The organism is uncultured Veillonella sp., from assembly GCF_934190855.1.
Lineage (GTDB): Bacteria > Bacillota > Negativicutes > Veillonellales > Veillonellaceae > Veillonella.
Map to the genome: position 1 here is coordinate 1 of NZ_CAKPTN010000107.1, position 5,483 is coordinate 5,483.

At 33.9% G+C, this 5,483-nt stretch carries 8 protein-coding genes; 7 read left to right on the plus strand and 1 reads right to left on the minus strand.

Translation table 11 applies throughout. The features are described from left to right. Positions 1–222 (minus strand): LexA family transcriptional regulator (locus tag Q0F90_RS06755; RefSeq protein ID WP_296004291.1); only part of this gene is annotated, 222 nt, incomplete at its 3' end. 397 nt (positions 223–619) lie between these two features. Between Q0F90_RS06755 and Q0F90_RS06760 the strand changes: the two genes are divergently transcribed. The 7 genes from Q0F90_RS06760 to Q0F90_RS06790 all read left to right on the plus strand — a co-directional run. Then, a complete protein-coding gene (locus tag Q0F90_RS06760) occupies positions 620–991 on the plus strand; it encodes a hypothetical protein (protein WP_296004292.1) in 372 nt (123 codons plus the stop codon). Between the two features lie 16 nt (positions 992–1,007). Continuing rightward, on the plus strand, positions 1,008–1,487 hold the full coding sequence (locus Q0F90_RS06765) for a pyridoxamine 5'-phosphate oxidase family protein (RefSeq protein ID WP_296004293.1): 480 nt from the start codon (positions 1,008–1,010) through the stop codon (positions 1,485–1,487). A gap of 112 nt (positions 1,488–1,599) precedes the next feature. Continuing rightward, positions 1,600–2,661 carry an ankyrin repeat domain-containing protein gene (locus tag Q0F90_RS06770; RefSeq protein WP_296004294.1) on the plus strand — a complete coding sequence of 354 codons (1,062 nt, stop codon included), beginning with the start codon at positions 1,600–1,602 and terminating at the stop codon, positions 2,659–2,661. Between the two features lie 28 nt (positions 2,662–2,689). Then, positions 2,690–3,109: a bacteriocin gene (locus tag Q0F90_RS06775; protein ID WP_296004295.1), complete on the plus strand. Its 420-nt coding sequence runs from the start codon at positions 2,690–2,692 to the stop codon at positions 3,107–3,109. Further along, entirely contained in the window at positions 3,102–3,461 is a 360-nt protein-coding gene (locus tag Q0F90_RS06780) for a hypothetical protein (protein WP_296004296.1), read from the plus strand. The genes Q0F90_RS06775 and Q0F90_RS06780 overlap by 8 nt, the downstream gene beginning before the upstream one ends. 47 nt (positions 3,462–3,508) lie before the next feature. Then, complete coding sequence (locus Q0F90_RS06785; protein ID WP_296004297.1) at positions 3,509–3,967, plus strand: glycosyl transferase family 4; 459 nt, start codon at positions 3,509–3,511, stop codon at positions 3,965–3,967. Positions 3,968–4,010: 43 nt separating this feature from the next. Next, positions 4,011–5,483: SMI1/KNR4 family protein (locus tag Q0F90_RS06790; RefSeq protein WP_296004298.1), on the plus strand; the 1,473-nt coding region annotated here is incomplete at its 3' end.

Here is a 5,483-nt window from a genome sequence, read left to right on the forward strand (position 1 = left end):
CTCTAGTACTGTAATAGCACGATTTTTATTAGGATCCCGTTTAATATAACCAAACTTTTCAAGAGCGTTCAAATGAGATTGCACAGTAGAAGTGGAACTAAGGCCTACATGGGTACAGATTTCTCGAACAGTAGGACAACGATATTCATTATGTAATGAGTCCTTAATAAAATCTAATATACGGCGCTGTTTAGTATTAATATCTGTAGCAGGGCGTCTCACGATGAACCTCCATAGTCAATGTAATGTCAAAATAATATTAATATATATGTGGAAAAATTTACTCATTTCGTACTATATAATAAAAACATAAGATAATTACTTATCTTATATACCTATTATAGGCAATTTTAAAAGTTTTTGCTAACATTTGTTCTAAAACACTTGACCGAACATTCGTTCGTGTGCTAATATAAGCATGTAAACAAACAAATGTTCTCAGATATTATGTTCGATGTAAATGTGAGGTATGAGATGAAAAATATATTGATGATGGTATGAATGTGCTTAACAATCTTGTTCGGCTATAATATGACAAATCCTGTAACAGCTACAAATACACATTGAGCTTAAATATACGACAAGAAAATGTATTAAAACTATAAATGATGAAGTGTATGTGTTGAAGGAGCAAGGTGCTAAGGAACAAGGTTGTTATAACTACTTAAAAGATATAATGCGTATAGAGGAGTTCAGAAATAAAACTAGTAAATTTATTGAAGGTTATACTATTAAGATAACTAGTGAGATGTCTTATCTAAAGCCTCCGACAAAAGTAAATTGTACATACGCCGAATTTTCTATTGAGGATGGTTCCATTAAAACTGGATGTATGAATTGGGCCGCTAATACAGGAAAAGGAACAATGCGTGGAATGGAAGCACCTATAGTATTAACGGGGATATATCCTATAAATTGGAAAGAATACTCTAAAGTTGATGATACTAATAGTGGTACTTTTATGTATCTTGTAAATACAATTAGTAAATAAAATTAGGAGATATATTATGTTTAAACCTATTCGTAATAAGATAAATGAAATAGATCGTGCTGCTACAGAAGCTTTATTACAATCTAATCGCAGAGGTATTTTAGCTATGAACAGCGATAATGGGTACCCTTATGCTATTCCTATTAATTATTTTTATGATAATGAAACACAGAAAATTTATTTTCATGGAGCTAAAGCTGGTCATAAGGTAGATGCATTGAAAAATTCAGATAAGGTATGTTTTACTGTATATGGTAATGAGCGTATTGATGAATCTGAATCCTGGGCGCCGTATGTACAAAGTGTAGTCGTATTTGGAAGATGTCGTTTGCTAGAGGCCGGTTCAGAATCTATAGATCGATTAAAAGAATTTGCTATGAAATATTATCCTAGCGAGCAACTTGTAGATGAGAATATTGCTCATGCTGGTAGAGCAGTTCAAATGTTTGAAATCACTATTGAACATATGAGTGGTAAACAAGTACAAGAGAAATAATAGATTAGCCCTTCGCTATGCGAAGGGCTTTTACTATACACTCATACTTATAAATGTAATATAATGTAATTAGTGATAATCACTTTAAATATATAGTTCATGGGAGAGTGACATGATAGATCTAAAGGATTTAGGTACCTTTGAATCTGTACCTGAAATAGTAATAGATATTGTAAAAGGAAATATTGAAGCTTTAGAAAATACATTAGCAGATGGTTGGGATATTCATAAACCTGTACAATTGGGTAAGTACAGTGAGTATTCCCCTCTAGAATTGGCATTAGTAATGAACTGTTTGCCAAGTGTTCAATGGTTAGTTGAACATGGAGCAGATCTAAATGATGAAGAAAATCCAAGCTTCCTATTAGCTGTACGGTATGCTGATCAAGAGATAATAGATTATGTTGTAGATCATGGTGCTAACATTCACGGATTGAATTCTGTGGAGGTAGATGCTTTTCAAGCTGCCTTATATGGCAAGAAATATGAGAACCTACAACTGATTCATGACTTAGGCCATACAGTACAGAAGTATGGCGGTAAAGCTTTTAGAAATGCTATTACAGATGAAAATTATGAGGTTCTAGATTTCTTTATTCATAATGGTGTAGATATTAATTACAATAAGCCTGATTCTGTATATCCTTTTAAGCCGACTCCATTATGTGTAGCTGCTCGGTACGTAGATTTACAGATGTGTAAATACTTGGTAGAACATGGTGCGGATGTGACTATCACGGAAAAGGATGGTATGCGTCCTTATAGCATTGCCATTGAAAAGGGCGATATGGAAATGGCTGTGTATTTTAAAAATCTAGAACCAGCTGAGTATCATGATTTACAGAATAAAATGGATCAATTGAAACCTTTTAAACTACCAAAAGCATTAGTTGCATTTTTAGAGTCGGATAATCTTTATTTTGAATTGCCAGAGTCTGATTTTACATCCTTAGAATTTTTCCCTCTAATTGATACAGTGCCATTTAAAGTGGGCCGTCGTAAACTATTACGACTATCTAAAGAGCTAGGCGAGTATAATGATTGGCAAATTGTATGGGATCCTAAATCTAAAAAGATTGGTTGTTATGATATAGAGCATCAAGAGTTACATGAATTTTGCAAGTTTGATGAGTTTATAGCAGATATGGCAGGTCAATTAGAAACCTTATTCTAATGTATATTGTAAAGTTGAGGAGATACATATGGCAGATGCAGTTGAGAAAACTTATACAGATTGGTCAATTGATGTAGGTGACTATAAGTATGAAGGAATTACATTGAATGAGGTTGAGCAAAATCTCTACGCTATTGAGGATCAAGAGCAGGATTTTGTAGTTATATCACCAGCAAAGGCAATTCCGATAGATAATAAATTGTATAACTTTGTACAGGTTTGTAGTGATCAAGATACCGATTTATTACATATAGAGCTTAGTGTAACTAATGATGGTGAGCAGGGTGCAATTATATACGGTAAAAACGAGTTAGGCCCTCAAGAGGCATTTCAAATAATAGAGGGTTTGATTGCACATCATAAGGTGCCATCATTAGATGATTGGGAAGTCGTACTAGATTTAAGACCAAAAATGGAAAGCTATGTAATGGGTACAAACGATGACTAATCCTGTAATTTATGATGAACAGTTAAGGCAATATACCCTATTCTACGAAGGAATACAGTTTTGCTGGGATGAGAAACCAACAGATACTAATTTAGATACGGCAAAGCTATTAGCTGTTAATTACCATAAACATATAGATGCAATTGTAACTTTCATTTATAACGAAATACGAGATTGGTATGGTGATATAACTATTGATGACGTGAAATCACGCATTGGTATGCCTATTATTGAACCAGAACGTGATGCTGTAACCTATTGCGAGCAAACCTTTGATGATACCCATATCTTTTCTTTTACATTTTGGGATGATGAATTCAAAGATTTACATTATTTTGCCATAGATGGATGATATATTTTCCATGATTTTGCTAGTATAACTTATATGTGGAGTCTATTATGTTATATACACCGAATAACATTTTGTATAAGTATATTCGCTATCGATTTAGACGGATTCAGATTCAGTGCAATATGTTATATGATATAGCACCAGAGGAAGAAGATGAGATTTGTCGTAATCTATTAAAAAAGCGAGCGAAGATATTAATTCCCGTTGGCATAGTATATTTTTTGCTTTTTGGGATTATCTTCGCTTGGCTAGTAGGAACAAGTGAGGACTTAAATCCATTAATGCAATGGGAATTAAGAGTGATAGACTATGTGATACCCATTTTAAATACCATAGATATTAAGTGGTATGCATATCCTCTAGATTTATTATGGGTGGCAATTATATTAGCGCCTATAGCGATTATAAATGCATCTCATTATATCATCGTTTCCTATATTGTAGATACTATTTTGATACGACGTGAGGTAAAAGCTTTAATCAAAACTTATTCTATGAATGAGTAATTAAAAAATTAGATTATATCGGTTTAAACTAGGAGAGAGTATTATGAGTAATCCGAAAGACTTTAATTGGACAGGATTTTGGAACGATGTTGATTATGCATTTGAATCCTATATAGGTAAACCTGTTACCGATGAGGATATTAAGGCTGCTGAAGCTGAGCTTGGCTATACATTGCCTGCAGCATATATTGAGCTACTTAAAAACCATAATGGTGGTGTAGTAAAGAAAAATTGTTTTATTAACGATGATGACGATTGTGTATATATAACAGGAATATATGGCATCGATAGAGATAAAAAATACTCTCTTTTAGGTGAGATGGGAAATGAGTTTTGGATCTCTAAATGGGAATATCCTCCTATCGGTGTCGTTGTAGCTGATACCATTTCTGGTGGGCATGATATGATTTTCCTCGATTATCGTGACTGTGGTCCTACCGGTGAACCTAAGGTTGTACGAGTAGATCAAGAAGGTGATTACTCAATCACTCCCTTAGCAGATAACTTTGCTGACTTTATTAAGAACTTATATTTTAATATAGAAGAAATTACAGATGAAGAGTTTCAAGAATTAAGTGATGCGGAAAAGGTTAAGCTCCTTAATGAACAAGAGGGCATCGATATTAAGCGTGCGATGGAATTATTAACTAACATAGGCATCGATAATTTGTCGCCTATACTATTAAGTACCTTAGGACGTATGTATAACAATAATGGCCGCGCATCAGAGGCTATTGAGTTGTTTGAACGAATCGATGAGGCACATCGTGATTGGTCTTGGTACTATCGTTGTGGTTATGCTCATGGGATGTTAGCTATTGGTGAAAGCTACGAATCTGAACATGTGCAGAAAGCATTACAGTTAATAGAGATGGGCATAAAAGTGACGAAAGAAGCTCACTTAGATAAACAGCTTGTTTGGTGTTGTGAAGTGGTAAAATATCACCTATCTAAAATTAAGCCAAAAGAGTACAAGGAGGATTATCCTTTGATATTTGAAACCATTAAGAATGTCTTTGATAAGAAAAATAGTAAAGATACTGAAGACGTTACTGATTGCGATGAAGATAACTATCCTACATATGATGTAGTACATTGGGTATTTAATAAGCAAACATATAGTAGAGAAGAGTTTTCCAAAGAATACAATGAAAATGTAAAGAACTATGTAGATGATGAAGCAGATGACGACGATAGATTAGAAGAACCTGAAATCTTAGTAACCTATGAATCTTGGATTGAAAGTAAAGACCAACTCTTTGATAATGAACGTGTAACCGATGAGGAGTTACACGAAGAAGATAAAGAAGATGGTATGTGGCAGGTAGAAATTATGGCTCATCTTGTAGCAGATAATGGTACATATTTTACTAGAGAAGAATTGCTCTTTAAATTGCACAATTTGATGGCCAATAAAGAATTAGGCGATCACGTATTCTTTGAAGGCATTGAATACGAAGGCCATGAATGTGAAGGTTACGGACTTATAGATACTGAAGATGGCATACCTGTATTC

What these genes read in the sequence shown, in the direction of transcription:
- Q0F90_RS06765 (WP_296004293.1), top strand. Translation starts at nt 1,008, where the DNA reads ATGTTTAAACCTATTCGTAATAAGATAAATGAAATAGATCGTGCTGCT.
- Q0F90_RS06770 (WP_296004294.1), top strand. Translation starts at nt 1,600, where the DNA reads ATGATAGATCTAAAGGATTTAGGTACCTTTGAATCTGTACCTGAAATA.
- Q0F90_RS06775 (WP_296004295.1), top strand. Translation starts at nt 2,690, where the DNA reads ATGGCAGATGCAGTTGAGAAAACTTATACAGATTGGTCAATTGATGTA.
- Q0F90_RS06780 (WP_296004296.1), top strand. Translation starts at nt 3,102, where the DNA reads ATGACTAATCCTGTAATTTATGATGAACAGTTAAGGCAATATACCCTA.
- Q0F90_RS06785 (WP_296004297.1), top strand. Translation starts at nt 3,509, where the DNA reads ATGTTATATACACCGAATAACATTTTGTATAAGTATATTCGCTATCGA.